The sequence below is a fragment of the Blautia sp. MCC283 genome (genome assembly GCF_018785565.1).
In the GTDB taxonomy this organism is placed as follows: Bacteria; Bacillota; Clostridia; order Lachnospirales; family Lachnospiraceae; genus Blautia_A.
Genome location: NZ_WQQB01000067.1, coordinates 1 through 696, shown reverse-complemented (window position 1 = coordinate 696; position 696 = coordinate 1). Strand labels below are relative to the sequence as shown.

Genomic DNA, 696 nt, shown 5'->3' with positions numbered 1-696 from the left:
TTGACACTCCCCACAGCTAAAGCAGGGGGATTCTTGCTTCTCCCACTACTGCATTGGCAAACACCTTACGGTACTGCAATGTCTTACACAGTGTCCACAAGCTATATTTATACTGTTCCCGTATGCCCTACGGTACAGTTTTTATCTTTATGCAGACTGCATCTGCAGTCCTTTTTTCAGAATATTGATACTTGCATTCGTATCCCGGTCATGAACCCCATGGCATTTGGGACACTCCCAGATACGAATGCCCAGATTTTTTATCCGTGGATTTCTGTAGCCACAACAGCTGCAGGTCTGACTGCTCGGATACATCGTTGGTACTCTGTGAATTTCATTTCCATACCAGCCAGCTTTATATTCCAGCATTTCAAAAAATTTTGCCCAGGAAACACTCGCTATCGATTTTGACAGTTTATGATTCCGGATCATCCCCTTAACATTCAGATCTTCAATACAGATGGTTTGGTTTTCACGCACCAGCATCGTTGACTGTTTCTGCAGGAAATCATTCCGCTGATTGGTTACTTTCTCATACACTCTTGCCACCCTGATCCGCTGCTTCTCGCGGTTATGGGAATCTTTTTGTTTTCGGGAAAGCCTGCGCTGTTCTCTTATGAGTTTTCGCATTGAGCGTTCCAGATATCTGGGATTTGATACCGTATTTCCATTACTGTCGGAGTAGAACGCTTTGAT

The 696-nt window shown here is 44.1% G+C and carries 1 protein-coding gene; it reads right to left on the bottom strand.

Going from position 1 to position 696, the window contains the following annotated elements; all coding sequences use genetic code 11:
• Window positions 1-147 precede the first annotated feature (147 nt).
• A partial coding sequence (locus GPK81_RS15775) for an RNA-guided endonuclease TnpB family protein (protein WP_215707325.1) occupies window positions 148-696 on the bottom strand: 549 nt, incomplete at its 5' end.